The organism is Microcystis sp. LE19-195.1E (genome assembly GCF_027532095.1).
Classification (GTDB): domain Bacteria; phylum Cyanobacteriota; class Cyanobacteriia; order Cyanobacteriales; family Microcystaceae; genus Microcystis; species Microcystis aeruginosa.
The window spans coordinates 13,709-27,481 of record NZ_JAPZSZ010000177.1 but is presented as its reverse complement, the minus strand read 5'-3'; the positions used below and the strand labels follow the sequence as shown (position 1 = coordinate 27,481).

The following is a 13,773-nucleotide window of genomic DNA, read 5'->3' as shown; positions in this document are numbered from 1 at the left end:
CCAAGGCTATTTAAGGCTGTTTGCAGCCTTGGATGGCAACTTACTCGTCACCCTAGATGGGACTCAGTACTATAGTTCAGAGAAAATTAGTTGTCCTTGTTGCTCAAGCCGCACCTCAAAACAGGGAAAGATAACCTATCAAATCAGGAGAAAGGTAAAATTGGCTAAAGATTTAGTTTATCAAGCAGCCAAAAACGCTTTGATCAAAGATAATTGGTTAATTACTCATGACCTTTATACGATAAGTTTTGGAGGGGTGAATATGGCTGTCGATTTAGGCGCAGAAAAGCTGATTGCTGCGACTAAAGATCATCAAAAGATTGCCGTAGAAATTAAAAGTTTTTTAGAGGGGTCTTCAGCGATCTCAGAATTTCATACTGCCCTAGGACAATTTATTAATTATCGGGCGGTTTTAAAGAGAAAAGATTCAGATAGAGTCTTGTTTTTAGATTCCTAGTTTTACTTACGACACTTTTTTCTCTTTAGATTTTACCCAATTGATGATTAGAGAAAACCATTTAAAATTAATCATTTTTTCGCCAAGTCAGGAGGTAATCTTAACATGGATAAGTTAGCAAAATATCGTCAATTAGTCAAAAATATTCTCTCAGAATATACTCAATATAAACCTACTGGTAATGATTTAGAGATTCAAGCTATTTTTGATGAACAAAAAGAACATTATCAGGTCGTTACCTTTGGGTGGGAAGGCGAAAAGTATGTACATTATTGTCTCATTCATATTGATCTCAAGTCTGATAAAATTTGGATTCAATGGAATATGACAGAACAAGATATTGCTGAAGACTTAGTTAAATTAGGTGTTCCTAAAAAAGATATTGTCATTGGCTTTCATCCTCCTATACTTCGTCAATTGACCGATTATGCAGTAGGATAAATTAATTTATCCTACTGCAATAGATCGCAGTTAGCTGTCTGGTTCTTGGGGGTTATCTGTTGGTGACTTTGCTTTTTTTGATAGGACACCTTTCATTTTTGTTGCTGCTAAACCTAATCCTAGTAATCCTAGACCAAAGATATTAGAAGGCTCAGGAACACTCTTTGGAGTCTGGGAAGCGATAGATCCATACTGTAAATGATCTACTGAAATAGCTGCATTTATTAAAGTTTGGGAAATTGAGATCTTTGAAATTCCTTCTGGATTTATAACTCCGAAGAAACGATCGTCACTCGTAGTTCCATCAAATCTTCCATCACCAATTTGGTTTTGACCTAATTGAATCTTGCCGAGAGAATCTCCTTGAGCATTGAAAGCTTCAAAAGTAAGCGGTGTTCCATCTGTCCCAGATGGCCCTCCATAACTTGAATCTGTCCAAACAATACCAGCATGAGTCGGAAGAGTTCCTAAAGTATTTTTATCAAAAGTAAAATTAAAGCCTCCTATAACTCCATTTCCCCGCTCTAATAGATTATAACCTTGCTGTCCATTTCCATCAATTACCCCATCATCACTATCAACAGAATCTTGATAAAAACCAGGAGGATTAACAGAAATGGGTAATCCACTGGCACTAGAAGCTGTTACACCTGGAGTATTGAGAAGACCATCTTCAAAGTTTTCAAGATAGAAATAGTTAAAATTTACACTCTTAAATGGGCTATCATTAAAGCTTAAGTACGGAGTCGGTTCCAAGAAAATAGGAACCGCATTAGCAGCCTGATTTTCTAAAGTCATGAAACCTAGAGATATCGTAGCAGTTACGACAGCCATTTTAGATACAATGGTTATAGCATTTTGACGATTCATAATGAATTTTCTCCTTAATTTGATTACTTCAAAACTTTGACAATCGAACTGAAACAGATTACTTTTCAAAAAACTCAGCCCTAATTAAATTTGAGACCTTAATTGTGGAGGACTGACTTTCTCCAGATATGCTGGCAAATCATCCAGAGAAATTAATGTCAAAAGACTTAACTTAGTTTCATTAACTTTCTCCAAAAAACCTAACACCTTTCCCTCAGACATCTCAGCATTAATCTCAACAAATAGATAACCAACTCTGTCCGATAAAACCTCCTCAGAAATCTCGATAAAATCCTCACCCGGTATCACAGGACAACATTCAACTTTCCCCTTACCCCTCACCACCAAATCCGCTACAGCTAAACGCGATCGCATGATGGGATTCCAACTATCACTCGCTTCCAAATCAGTGGCAATACCCAGAGACCGTAAGCAACAGTTGACCGCATACACAGCCAAAGTATTGAGATAGACCTGTTCTGCTAGAGCAAAATCCGAATGTTGTTGACAAAAGTAATCTGCGATTTCATGGGCTTCCCTTCCTAGAGCAATCAAAAATACAGAACGATGATTAATTCCTGTAGGCATTATCTTGATTTCCCCCCATTGGAAGCTTGAATTTTCCACAAAAATCCCTGCAAACTCAGCCAGTGAGTTTTTCAAAAGCTATTCACCTCCTTAAAAAATTACAAATAAGACAGAATTTCCTGTCCGATTAAAGGCGCAACCGTCTTCATCTGGCGCGAGAAAAAATTCTTCACTACCGCCGCAGTCAAACTAAAAGAATCCGCGATCTCCTGCCAAGATCGCGCCTCCAATCGCGCCCTCAAAATTGCCTTCAAAGTCGCCTTCGGGCAATTATGGACATGAGGGCGAGACAACAACTCCGGATCAGACTCAATATACTCAGCGATCAACTCCGACAAACAAAGCTGCTCCACTGGTTGAGCCAAATTCTCAAAGACAACAGACTCACCGCTCACCTGCTGTAAAGGCGATACCGATAACGTTGCCCTTGCCAGATCCAGAAAAACGCGATCGCCCAAAGCCCGATTAGCCTTTCTTAGCCCAGATAACCGACAGAGAACCGCCAACCAGACAAAACTTTGTTCATCAATCGCGATCCCTTTAACCTGTAACCTTAACCAGAAACCCAGCCCAACCTTAGCGACTAGACTAACCATTGCCGTCAGTTGGTACTTGCGACGAATCAATTGCTGCTTCTGCGCCCTGACCAGCGGGTCAAGCGTTTCCGCATACGCCTCTCGCAACAGAATATCCAGCCGATAGTTGACCCAAGCCAGAAAACTGCCCCGGTCAGGATCGAACTGGTCGAGGTGGAAAGCAACCCAACATAACGTTCGATTAACCGCATCCTCATAGACCTCTACCGAATAATGACCTCGACCCCGTAGCCGACCCGAAAATCGCAGAGCATCAAGTAACCGAGCGATCGCGGCTTGCTGCTGCAAACCCACTGTCCCAGTATAGGAACGCGCTTGCAGGGCGAGGTATTGCAGGTCATCATCATCGGTTTGCTTCAGGGAAGTTCCGCGATCGCGATGGGAGACAATGGAATTCAGACGAACTTCAGAAGAGGAGAAACAGGGTTGGGTTAACGGCATAGATGATGTTCTCAACTGCTTTCATAAAAGAAATCACCTCAAACTCCTGCGAACGTCTCAAGTTGTCACAAAACTTTATATTTTAGAAATTTAAATGACGGTCAACCCCCTGATTGACTAAAGCGATTTCTTGGAATGAATATCCCGGCAGCCTCCATTAACGGTGCGTTCACTGGCGCTAGCGACACCCTACCTCGATCAATTTTGCTACATTCTGAATTTGGAATTGCTGGCCAACACCTGATCTTGTTGGCTCCGTGAAAGTCTGGGACTACAATAGGGAAAAGTGACAATTTTTGCCAGAGTGATCACCGAGGACTAATAAAGAATGACGGCTATCCTAGGGAAACCTGCCACGCTTAACACTCCGATTCTGCACCGTCTTGCCAATGGTTTAACGATTATTGCCGAAAGTCAACCGGTAGAAGCGGTTAATCTCAATGTTTGGCTGCAGGTCGGCTCGGCCTTAGAATCGGATCAGATCAATGGGATGGCTCATTTTCTTGAACACATGGTTTTTAAGGGAACCCGTAACTTAGACAGTGGTGAATTTGAACGGGCGATCGAATCGAGGGGAGCGGTGACTAATGCCGCTACTAGCCAAGAATACACCCATTATTACATTACCACTGCCCCGCGGGACTTCGCCCATCTGGCCCCGCTGCAGCTAGAAGTGGTTTTAGAAGCTTTAATCCCCGATGAAGCTTTTGAGCGGGAAAGACAGGTTATTTTAGAAGAAATTCGTCGTTCTCAGGATAATCCCCGTCGTCGCACTTTTTATCGCACCATGGAGACCTGTTTTCAAGTTTTACCCTATCGTCGTCCGGTGTTGGGTCCGATGGCAGTGATTGAAAATCTTACTCCTCAACAAATGCGCGATTTTCATCAGACTTGGTATCGTCCCGAATGGATGACGGTGGCAGTGGTGGGTAATTTGCCTGTAGATGATTTAATGGCTATTGTGAGGGATTCTCTAGATACTTTAGGCAGTAAGGGCAATTCTGGGCTGATTTCCCATCCTATCGCCCATCTAAAGCCCGAAGCTCCCTTTAAAGAGATTATCCGTCAAGAATACGAGGATGAAAATTTGCAGCAGGCCCGCTTAATCCTATTTTGGAAAGTGCCGGGGTTGAGAGACTTAGAAAAAACCTATCCTCTCGATGTTTTAGCGGCTATTCTGGGTCAGGGCAAGGTATCGCGATTATTTCAATCTCTGCGCCAAGAAAAGGGCTTAGTTTCCCAAATAACTGCCAGTAATATGTCCCAAGCAGTGCAAGGAGTGTTTTCCGTGTCGGCCCAATTAGCCTCGGAAAATATCGAGCAAGTGGAAAGGGAGGTAGTAGCACAGATTGGACAAATTCAACAGGAAGCTGTGACAGTTTCTGAACTGGAACGAGTCAAAACCCAAGTGGCCAATCGGTTTATTTTTAGCAATGAAAGACCGAGCGATCGAGCCAACCTTTACGGTTATTATCATACTCAGATCGGTGATTTACAACCAGCTTTTTGTTATCCCCAACACATTGAAGCCCTCACTTTAGAGGATATTCAAAATGCCTGTCAAGAGTATTTAAATCCTAACGCTTACGGTGTGGTTGTGGTAAGACCAATTCAGTAAACAGGGAATGGGGAAATGGGGAAATGGGGAAATTTCAACCAAAACCCTAACACCCTAACACCCTAACACCCTAACACCCTAACACCTGACTCCCGACTCCTGACTCCTGACTCCTGAATTCTGATAACCTATGTGGACTCAAATTGCCCGACATATTGCCCAAACCACGGAAAAACCCTTTGAAATTGAGAAAAGTCATCCCGTTAGTGGTGGCTGCATCAATCAGGGTTATGCCGTCACTGGCAATGGTTTAATTTATTTCGTTAAGATTAACCAAGCGAACCAAGAGGCCATGTTTGCCGCCGAAGCTTTAGGATTAAAGCAAATTCACGCTACCAAGACTATCAGGGTTCCGGAGCCAATTTGTTGGGGAATTGCCGAGAAATCTAGTTATTTAGTGCTAGAGTGGTTAGAATTCGGCGGTGGCAATAGTCAAAGCTGGGAAAAAATGGGGCAAAATTTAGCTCGTTTACATCAAGTTTCCCTGTCCGATCGCTTTGGTTGGCAGTGTAATAATACCATTGGTTCTACTCCCCAGATCAATACCGTTAGTAACAGTTGGGCGGATTTTTTCGCTCATCAGCGTATTGGCTATCAATTAAGACTTGCGAAGGAGCGCGGCGGCAATTTTCCCGACGAGGATCAAGTTATTCCCGCTATTAGCGAGATTTTGAGTCAGCATCAACCCCATCCCTCCCTTGTCCACGGTGATTTATGGTCGGGAAACGCGGCCATTACCGTCGATGGGGAACCAGTAATTTTAGACCCGGCCACCTATTGGGGAGACCGGGAGGTAGATTTAGCTATGACGGAACTTTTTGGCGGTTTTCCGGCGGCTTTTTATCGGGGTTATAACGATGTTTTCCCCCTCGATGCTGGTTATCAACAGCGCAAAACTCTTTACAATCTCTACCATATTCTCAACCACTTTAATTTATTTGGTGGTGGTTACGCTTCCCAGGCCAATCGGATGTTACAGGAAATTCTTTAAGGGTTTTACTTGTGAATCTTTACCAAGGATAAGTTATGTCTATTCGAGAAACTACTGTGATTAAAACTCCAGAGACAAAAGTATGGACTGATGCAGAATTTATGGCGTTACCTGACGATGGTAATCGTTACGAATTGGTCAAGGGAGAGTTAATTAATCTGGGTAATTCTGGGGCTTTACATGGTTATATTGCCATTATTTTAAGTGCTGCTTTATTCGCTTTAGTAACATCTCGAAAACTAGGGGTATTATTGGACTCCAGCACTGCTTTTACTATGAAAAATGGCAATAAACGTTCTCCTGATATAGCCTTTTTTGCCAAGGAACGTCTGCAAGGATTGGAAGAATTGCCGACGGGTTTTTTAGAAGGTGGGCCCGATTTAGTGGTAGAAATTCTCTCTCCAGGGAATACAGTGGCAGAAATCGAGGACAAAATTGCCGAATATTTTGCCAATGGGACTCGTTTGCTCTGGGTTATCAGTCCCCGTCAACACTATGTTTTAGTTTATCGTTGCGGGTACGAACCGCAGGGATTATTAACATCAGGAGATTTTCTGGAGGGGGAAGATGTGGTTCCGGGGTTCACTTTTCCGGTGGCTGATTTGTTTCAAAAACTATCTTTGTGACTCTTTCTTCTCAACAAATCGGCTAATAAATCGGCACTATCACTAATAGCTAGATGAGAAGCTTGTTGGGCCATGGCGGCCAATTTTTCGGGATTAGACCATAAATCGAGGACTAATTCGCCTAAAAACTGAGCAGTTAACTCATTTTGACGGTAAAGATAAGCGGCTTGAGCTTCAGCGAAAACTTTGGCATTATAGAACTGATGGTCTTCGGCAGCAAAAGGATAGGGAATTAAAATCGAAGGCGTACAAGTGATCGCTAATTCTGTTAAAGTGCCGGCACCGGAGCGACTGATAGCTAGATTAGCTCTTTGCCATAATCCCGCCATATTGTCGTAAAAAGGCCGGGAAAAATAGTTAGAATGGCGCAAACTATCCGCTTCGGGGTCGTTTTCTCCCGTGAGATGCACGATATAAATACCTTTTTCTAACCATTGGGGAGCGCTTTGTCGCACAAGTTGATTAAGGGCTACGGCCCCTTGAGAACCACCGGCAACGACAATTAAAAAAGCAGTCTCTGGAATCGGTAAATCCAGGGACTGGGGAATGAGAAACTGCTCTCGTACAGGCGTACTAGCCCAAGTGGTGCGAGTGCCGGGTAAATAGCTGGCGGTTCCCTGAAAACCGAGGGCAACCGTATCGCACCAGCGACCGAGAACTTTCGTGACTTTGCCCGGTATGTAGTTAGATTCGTGTAGGATGACGGGAATATTGGCTAAACGAGCCGCTAAAATCGTCGGACCTGCGATATAACCCCCGGTGGTAAAAACTGCCGCTATCTGACGTTTTTTGATTAAACTACGCACTTGCCAAATGGCCCGCAGTTGACGCAGCAGAATCTTGAGAGTTTTTAACCCCAAACGGGTTTGAAACCCCTCAATGGGAATAGTGTGCAGGGGATAGGTTTTTGGAACTAAGGACTGTTCCAGACGGTCTGGAACTCCTAACCATTCAATCTCGTAATCCGGCAAGCGCTCGGCCAGGGCCAAAGCGGGAAATAAATGACCACCAGTACCACTAGCGGCAATCAAGAGACGGGTTGGAGTGCGTGCCATAATTCGAGAGAGGGTAAATTCAGCCCTAGAATGAAATAATCTACCATAGTTATTGATCCTTACACAAACTATCACTAATGCGTAACTTGAACACGATTCCCAATAAATTTTTTCGTCAATCCCTCAATTTTTCCCTATCGTTGCTGTTAGGTTTAGGGTTAACTTTTACCCTTGCCACCAGTTTGCGGGCCGAAAAGCCAGAAACTGCTCCAGCTAATTTAAAAACGCTTATCTCCAAAATCGAAACGGCGGCTAATGAGCGAAATCTCAAGCAATTAATGGAGTTTTATAGTCCGAAATTTACTAACTCCGATGGCTTGACCTACGAAAAAACTAAAAAGGCTTTAACTCATTTTTGGGAACGTTATAACAATCTACAATACACCACGACTCTCGAATCTTGGAGTCGTTCCGGGGACAAGTTAACGGCCAATACAATTACTAAAATTACCGGGACAGGAAAGGTGCAGGGACGAGCGGTGGGAATGAATGCTACGATTCGTTCTCGTCAACAATTTCAGGGGAATAAACTGGTTTATCAGGAGATTTTAAGCGAGAGGGTTGAGTTAAGCACCGGCAAAAATCCCCCCAGTATTCAAGTGAGAATTCCCGAAAGGGTGAAAGTGGGTGAAGAATTTGATTTTGATGTGATTGTCCGCGAACCTTTAGGGGATGATTTATTGGCCGGAACGGCGATCGATGAGAAAGTAGATATTGAGCGTTATATTAATACAAAGCCTCTAGAATTGGAATTATTACAGTCCGGCGGTTTATTTAAGCGGGTAAAAGCGCCGGCAACACCGGAAAATCGTTGGTTATCGGCGATTTTAATCCAAGGAGATGGGATTGTTGTCGTTACTCAACGGGTTAAGGTAGAAAAGTAATTTTTATCTAAGTAGGGTTTGCTGAAAAATCTTGTTGGTGGGGTGTGGGGTGTAGGGTTTTATTCCCCCCGTTCACTCCAATGGCTGGCACTTTCAGGCAATTTAATCCTTATTTTTGCCGTTTTTGAACCCTCAAAAATTAATTATGCAAGAGGTTTAATAAATACTCTGATTAAGCATAGAGGTGGGAAACATCGCTCGTCCATACTTTAAAATTTGTTAAATTTACTTGACCAAAAGAAGTTGTTAGGGCAGCATCGACGGCATCTAAGCCGCGAGTCATTAAAATCCGCCCGATTCTGGGGGTGTTATGACGAGCATCAAAAGTGTACCATTGATGGTCTAAATAGACTTCAAACCAAGCACTAAAATCCATCGGTAGGGGTTGGGAAGAAATACCGATATCTCCGAGATAGCCGGAGGCATAACGGGCAGGAATATTTAGGCAACGGCAAAAAGTCAAAGCTAGATGGTTAAAATCGCGACAAACCCCCGTTCTTTCCCGATAGACATCATAGGCGGTTTTCGTCACCCGCGCGTATTCGTAACCAAAACGAATGTGACTATGAACCCAATCACAAACCGCTTGTACCCTTGCCCAACCGGGGGGAGTTTGTCCGAAAAGTTCCCAGGCAATTTCCGCAAGCAAATCTACTTCGCAATAACGGCTACTCATTAGGTAGGGAAAAACTTGGGTTGGTAACTCTGCTAAAGGAATTTCTTGGGCATTCCAATTAACGATATCGGGTTTCCATTCATTCTCGATAACTGCTTCATTGTGAATGCGGATCTGTCCGTCGGGTAAAATTAGACGACTGGTTCGATTACCGAAGCTATCTAAAAATTCTTCTATTTTTGTTGCCGGTTCCACCTGCAAATTTTCCGATTGTCTAACTTGATTTAAAATTGAGGGGTGTAGATAAAGTTTTAACAACATGACCACGGGTAAGGGGGCATCAAAGCCAAATTCATAACCAACATGGATTAACATTAGGACTCCTATCTAAATGAAATTTTGTCAGGATTGGTAGAGATGAAACGCCAATAATCGCCAGACTGAAAAAAGTTAGGCCCGACTACTTAGTTAAAAGTTTGAGGAGAAAGTAATGGCCTGGTGCATCTCATTTTTGTAAATCTACTGATTTGGGATTTTTCAGGGGAAACTTTCTCCTAAAATTGGGTGTGTTACTTTCAGTTTTATCACTCAATCCCAGCTTTTGGGGGGTTCTACCCCCCAAACCCCGGAGCGCATTAGCTTTTCGGTGGGATGCTTACACGCGATTGTTCATATTTTTGTACCAATTTCAGAGTCACTGATAATTGCTGATTGTCGGTATTTCTGCAAATGTGGGATGCAGCCGTAATAGCCAAGCTGAAACCCGATAAGCTTTGTACAGAGTTACTTTTATTATAAACTGCTTCAACTAAAAGCTTTGTAACTTTGAAGACAAGCCATCGGCAGGATTAGCTCTATCGAAAAGAGTCTGGGGTGGATGGTTCCTCTAATAGACGGATTTCAATGGGGATGTAGGCCAGTTTAGCAAAAATCTTTTGTTGATAACTGACGGGCCACCATTCGTAAAGAAAAATTTCTAAAGGTCGCCAGAGGGCCACCCAACCACTAATTAATAATCCTTCTTCTAAGAAGTGAATAAATGTATCGGTGCCAAAACGACTAATTAATTCGCTGAGACTCAAACAAACAAAAAGAAAGGAGAGACCAATTAGCAAAGATATGCGTCCCTGTCGCCAAATTGTGCGTAATTTTCTTTGTTCTCCCTGTTGGCGATAGTCAAAATAATTATGTAAAGCTGAGGGTAACAGATGTCGGGCGGTATTCTGTTCGTTACTGGGAAGATAAAAGACTAATTTAAGGGGGGTATTTAGGGGGAATTCATCCACAGAGTTAATAATATAGTTTTCGGCGTTATCGTCTAAATCTCTATCTAAAAATGGCGAAGGATCGAGAGAATTAAAGACTTGCTGTAACTGATTAAGTTTAATTTCAATTAAGTAAGTTCCTTCCTCCTCTCGATAATAGGATTGTAATTTATTTACCAGTCTAGACATTAGTTATTAAGGTTAAGCAAATGGGGTGAACTGACACAACTAAAATCTACTAAGTAGGTAGGCACAATTATTTGTAGGGCGTTGGGTTTCATGCTTCAACCCAACCTACGTTCATCTTATATTTAATTCCACCCACCCACTTAGAAGTTAATTCATCTTGCTCATACAGGCTAAGGATTGAGCTATCTCTGAGAATATTTTAGCTGTATCAGTCCCAGATCATTAATTTAATTTAGCGACCAAAACCAGCGTACCAAAAATAGGTAACCATGGGGATTACTGTGGCTAAAACCAGTAAAACTATCACCCAAATCGTGGCGCTTTTATCGTCAGTTTCTTCTGCGGTAGTAAAGGTACTTTCGATATTAATTGTCGCTACTTCCGGCGGTCCGGGATCCGCTTCTCCAGAAAGTACCGCCGTTAGACGACGACTAGCATCGAGTAAAGCTTGATTATATTTTCCCCCATCTTTGAGGGGAACTGCCATAGTTTCCGAGAGGATACTATCAGCAATAGCATCGGTTAATAGGGGTTTTGCTTCCTCCCCAACCCGAATAGCAGTTTTATTGGTTAAAGTATCAAGAACGATGATAGTTTGATTGGCACGATCTTCGGAGTTAGGATACCATTCTCTCAGGATATCATCGGCTAAATTGTCAATTTTTTGACCGTAATCCAAGCGCCGGACTACCACCATTCTCACTTCCTGGCCGGTTTTTTCGGCGAGGTTTTTCAGGTCTTTATTTAATTTTCCCTCGTTAGCAGCACTAATGGCCGCAACGGGATCGACTACATAAGTGGGCGCTCCGGGGCTTAAAATGGGGAGGTCATAGACTCCCATGGCAGCAGCAGGTGACAGGGAAACACCCAAGGCTACACAGCAGGAGAGAAGGAGAGAAGCTAATAATTTGAGCATATCGATTCGGTAAAATTCCTATAGAACATGATAGGGGAAAAGTTTACTGTTTTTTGAGTCGGGAGACAGGAGATGGGGAAGTGGGGAAGTGGGGTGATGGGGAAATTCAACTAATACCCTAAAACCCTAAAACCCTACAAACCTACAAACCCAACACCCAAACCCTTTTAACTGATAACTGATAACTGATTATGAGTGATTTTGAGGAACTAGAGTCTAAAAAACGGGAAAAAGCCCTAGAAATGCAGGCACATCGCGATAATTTGCTCTCGCGGGTGACAAGACTACTAATTGCTCAAGATATCCACTCGGCGATCGATCATACCCTAGAACTGCTCTGTCAATTTACCCAGAGCGCTCACTGTTACATTATTCAATATTCCACCTGTCGTCAGCAGTGGAGTATGGTTTATGAATACTGTCACCCCGACTATCCGCAGGTTATCCCGATTCGGGAACAATCACAAAATCTCTCAACGGAAACCTTTCCTTGGTTTTCTGAACAATTATTAAACGGTATTCCAGTTAAACTGAACTCTTTAGACGATTTACCCGCTACTGCTATCCCTGAAAGAGCTATTCTCGCTAATAGTTCTACTCCCTGTCTCTTAATCGTTCCCATGTGGGATAGTTGTGGGGTAACGGTGGGTTATCTGGGATTGGATGCAAGTGCAGAAAAGCAATGGACAAAGGAAGATGTCACCTTTGTCCGGTTGGTGGGAGAATTAATTGCGATCGCACAAAGTAGATATGAAGCGGAAAAAGGATTAAAAGAGGCTAAAGAAGCGGCAGTTAAGGCAAATAAAGCTAAAAGTGAGTTTCTAGCTAACATGAGCCATGAATTACGCACTCCTCTTAATGCTATCTTGGGTTTTACTCGCTTAATATCCCGGGATAGCAGCATCAGCAGTGAATATCGGCAATATTTGGAAATTGTCAATCGTAGCGGAGAACATTTATTAGAGTTAATCAACGATATTCTAGAAATGTCGAAGATAGAAGCGGGAAGAACGGTTTTTAATCCTAGTAATTTCGATTTATACGCTCTTTTAGATAATATTGCCGAAATGCTACGCCCACAAGCGCAGGCAAAAGCTTTAAGCTTAATTTTTGATCGCAGCTCCAATCTGCCTCAATATATATGTACTGATGAAAGTAAATTGCGACAGGTGTTAATCAATCTCTTGGGTAACGGATTGAAGTTTACTGAGTCGGGAGGGGTGACTCTCCGGGTAAAATTAGGGGAGAAAAGAGAAGATTATCAGCGATTGCTCTGGGAAATTGAAGATACAGGCCTAGGAATCGCTCCAGAGGAGATTTATAAGCTATTTCAACCCTTTAACCAAACGGAAACGGGACGAAAATCCCAACAGGGGACAGGATTGGGTTTACCTATCAGTAAAAAATTTGTTGAGTTGATGGGAGGTGCGATCGGAGTTAGTAGTATTCTGGGTCAAGGAAGTATTTTTAGTTTTGATATTCAGGTGGGTTTGGTGGGGGAAAATGAGATTAAAACCGAAACCAATAGGGCAAAAGTAATCGCTTTAGCAGAAAATCAGCCTAAATATCGCATATTAGTCGTCGATGATCGACCGGAAAGCCGTTTACTGTTACTGAAACTCCTGGCTACCCTAGGATTATCCGTGCAAGAGGCCGCTAATGGTCAAGAAGCGATCGCAATTTGGCAAGCATGGCAACCTCATCTTATCTGGATGGATATGAGAATGCCGGTGAAGGACGGTTACGAAGCAACTAGGGAAATTCGGCAGTTAGAGGCTGATAATCGCGGAAAAACGGTGATAATTGCCCTAACTGCCAGTGCTTTTGAAGAGGATCGCGCCTTGGTTATTGCCGCTGGTTGTGATGATTTCGTGCGTAAACCTTTCCGAGAGGAAGTTATCTGGCAAAAAATGAGCGAATATCTAGGATTAAAATATATTTATGCCGATAATGAGCCAAATCAACCCAATTATTCGCCAGTTTTCCTCGATTCCCTGCAATCGCTATTAAAATTAATCAGTCCCGTCTGGATTAGACAATTGCAACAAGCGGCGCGAGAATGTGATGATGAAAAAATTATCGCCCTAACCGCAGAAATTCCCGCCGATTATGCTACCCTTGCCCAAGGTTTACAACAGTTAGCCGGAGAATTTTCCTTTGATGCGATCGAAACCATAATTAGAGATTTAAACATATCTTAAGAGAGTATTTTATCTAGAT

14 protein-coding genes are annotated in these 13,773 nt (G+C 42.7%); 7 read left to right on the top strand and 7 right to left on the bottom strand.

What is annotated here, in order from left to right; translation table 11 throughout:
* The first annotated feature begins 160 nt into the window (after nucleotides 1-160).
* Nucleotides 161-457: an element excision factor XisH family protein gene (locus O9300_RS19685; RefSeq protein WP_409875986.1), complete on the top strand. Its 297-nt coding sequence runs from the start codon at nucleotides 161-163 to the stop codon at nucleotides 455-457.
* 105 nt (nucleotides 458-562) lie between these two features.
* Nucleotides 563-898 (top strand): XisI protein, encoded by a 336-nt coding sequence (locus tag O9300_RS10340; protein WP_002790072.1) that lies wholly within the window; start codon nucleotides 563-565, stop codon nucleotides 896-898.
* Nucleotides 899-928: 30 nt separating this feature from the next.
* On the opposite strand, the gene O9300_RS10335 is transcribed toward O9300_RS10340, so the two are convergent.
* The 3 genes from O9300_RS10335 to O9300_RS10325 form a co-directional block, all read right to left on the bottom strand.
* A complete protein-coding gene (locus tag O9300_RS10335) occupies nucleotides 929-1,768 on the bottom strand; it encodes a PEP-CTERM sorting domain-containing protein (RefSeq protein ID WP_287971559.1) in 840 nt (279 codons plus the stop codon).
* An 84-nt stretch (nucleotides 1,769-1,852) separates the two neighbouring features.
* Complete coding sequence (locus O9300_RS10330) at nucleotides 1,853-2,431, bottom strand: DUF1822 family protein (RefSeq protein ID WP_287971557.1); 579 nt, start codon at nucleotides 2,429-2,431, stop codon at nucleotides 1,853-1,855.
* 23 nt (nucleotides 2,432-2,454) lie between these two features.
* Nucleotides 2,455-3,393 carry a hypothetical protein gene (locus O9300_RS10325; protein ID WP_287971556.1) on the bottom strand — a complete coding sequence of 313 codons (939 nt, stop codon included), beginning with the start codon at nucleotides 3,391-3,393 and terminating at the stop codon, nucleotides 2,455-2,457.
* A 328-nt stretch (nucleotides 3,394-3,721) separates the two neighbouring features.
* Between O9300_RS10325 and O9300_RS10320 the strand changes: the two genes are divergently transcribed.
* From O9300_RS10320 to O9300_RS10310, 3 genes are all read left to right on the top strand, one after another.
* Complete coding sequence (locus O9300_RS10320; RefSeq protein WP_287971555.1) at nucleotides 3,722-5,011, top strand: M16 family metallopeptidase; 1,290 nt, start codon at nucleotides 3,722-3,724, stop codon at nucleotides 5,009-5,011.
* Between the two features lie 130 nt (nucleotides 5,012-5,141).
* On the top strand, nucleotides 5,142-6,002 hold the full coding sequence (locus O9300_RS10315; protein ID WP_287971554.1) for a fructosamine kinase family protein: 861 nt from the start codon (nucleotides 5,142-5,144) through the stop codon (nucleotides 6,000-6,002).
* A gap of 35 nt (nucleotides 6,003-6,037) precedes the next feature.
* Nucleotides 6,038-6,628, top strand: coding sequence for a Uma2 family endonuclease (locus tag O9300_RS10310; protein WP_287971552.1), 591 nt, complete (start codon nucleotides 6,038-6,040; stop codon nucleotides 6,626-6,628).
* Here O9300_RS10310 and murG read toward each other — a convergent pair.
* The gene (murG, locus tag O9300_RS10305; protein ID WP_287971551.1) at nucleotides 6,610-7,683 is read right to left on the bottom strand and encodes an undecaprenyldiphospho-muramoylpentapeptide beta-N-acetylglucosaminyltransferase; all 1,074 of its coding nucleotides are present in this window, start codon (nucleotides 7,681-7,683) and stop codon (nucleotides 6,610-6,612) included. The two genes, O9300_RS10310 and murG, sit on opposite strands and share 19 nt — an antisense overlap.
* Before the next feature lie 77 nt (nucleotides 7,684-7,760).
* On the opposite strand from murG, the gene O9300_RS10300 reads away from it, so the two are divergent.
* On the top strand, nucleotides 7,761-8,567 hold the full coding sequence (locus O9300_RS10300) for a DUF8623 domain-containing protein (protein WP_190721858.1): 807 nt from the start codon (nucleotides 7,761-7,763) through the stop codon (nucleotides 8,565-8,567).
* A 172-nt stretch (nucleotides 8,568-8,739) separates the two neighbouring features.
* Here the strand turns inward: O9300_RS10300 and O9300_RS10295 are convergent, their stop codons facing one another.
* The 3 genes from O9300_RS10295 to psb32 form a co-directional block, all read right to left on the bottom strand.
* Complete coding sequence (locus O9300_RS10295; RefSeq protein ID WP_287971549.1) at nucleotides 8,740-9,558, bottom strand: transglutaminase-like domain-containing protein; 819 nt, start codon at nucleotides 9,556-9,558, stop codon at nucleotides 8,740-8,742.
* 479 nt (nucleotides 9,559-10,037) lie between these two features.
* Nucleotides 10,038-10,637, bottom strand: a complete 600-nt coding sequence (locus tag O9300_RS10290) for a hypothetical protein (RefSeq protein WP_061433132.1) — start codon at nucleotides 10,635-10,637, stop codon at nucleotides 10,038-10,040.
* A 232-nt stretch (nucleotides 10,638-10,869) separates the two neighbouring features.
* Nucleotides 10,870-11,553 carry a photosystem II repair protein Psb32 gene (psb32, locus tag O9300_RS10285; RefSeq protein WP_287693225.1) on the bottom strand — a complete coding sequence of 228 codons (684 nt, stop codon included), beginning with the start codon at nucleotides 11,551-11,553 and terminating at the stop codon, nucleotides 10,870-10,872.
* A 191-nt stretch (nucleotides 11,554-11,744) separates the two neighbouring features.
* Here psb32 and O9300_RS10280 point away from each other — a divergent pair, with 191 nt between their 5' ends.
* On the top strand, nucleotides 11,745-13,754 hold the full coding sequence (locus O9300_RS10280) for an ATP-binding protein (protein ID WP_149986156.1): 2,010 nt from the start codon (nucleotides 11,745-11,747) through the stop codon (nucleotides 13,752-13,754).
* Nucleotides 13,755-13,773 lie beyond the last annotated feature (19 nt).